The sequence below is a fragment of the Spirulina sp. CCY15215 genome, assembly GCF_016888125.1.
GTDB lineage: Bacteria > Cyanobacteriota > Cyanobacteriia > Cyanobacteriales > Spirulinaceae > CCY15215.
In genome coordinates, this window is record NZ_JACSWA010000438.1 from 1 (window position 1) to 627 (window position 627).

At 45.8% G+C, this 627-nt stretch carries 1 protein-coding gene; it reads left to right on the forward strand.

Annotated elements, in window-relative coordinates:
* A partial coding sequence (locus JUI58_RS13295) for a ShlB/FhaC/HecB family hemolysin secretion/activation protein (protein ID WP_204104280.1) occupies nt 1-627 on the forward strand: 627 nt, incomplete at both ends.

Below are 627 nucleotides of genomic sequence, written 5' to 3' on the forward strand. Positions count from 1 at the left end.
TCACTATCGATCGCAATAATGTGACCCAATCTCCTTTCGATGTCTTGGGTATTCGGGGAGAGTCGGAAACTTACGAGATTTCCCTGCGCCAACCTTTAATCCGTAAATTTACGGAAGAATTTGCCCTCTCTCTTGGGTTGCGACATAAAACCGGACAAACTTTCCTGTTTAATAATACAGGAACTTCTTTTAGTAGTGGGGCAGAAGCCGACGGAAGTACCCGCACAATGGTGTTAAGTTTTGGACAGGACTATCTTAAGCGCGATCGCCTCGGTGCTTGGATTTTTCGTTCTCAGTTTAATTTTGGCTTAGATATGTGGGATGCAACCAACAATAATGATCCTACCCCCGACGGTCAGTTTTTCAGTTGGACGGGACAGGCACAACGCTTGCATCGTTTAAGCGATCGCCATTTATTCGTCATTCAAGGGGATGTACAGCTTTCTCCCGATAATCTCTTGGGGTCGGAAAAATTTGGTATTGGGGGCGGTCAAACTTTGCGCGGCTATCGTCAAGGGGCGCGATCGGGTGATAATGGCTGGCGCATTTCTATCGAAGATCGCATCACTTTAGTGCAGGAGCAAGATAATATTTATTTGTTGCAGGTGATTCCCTTTTTAGATATGG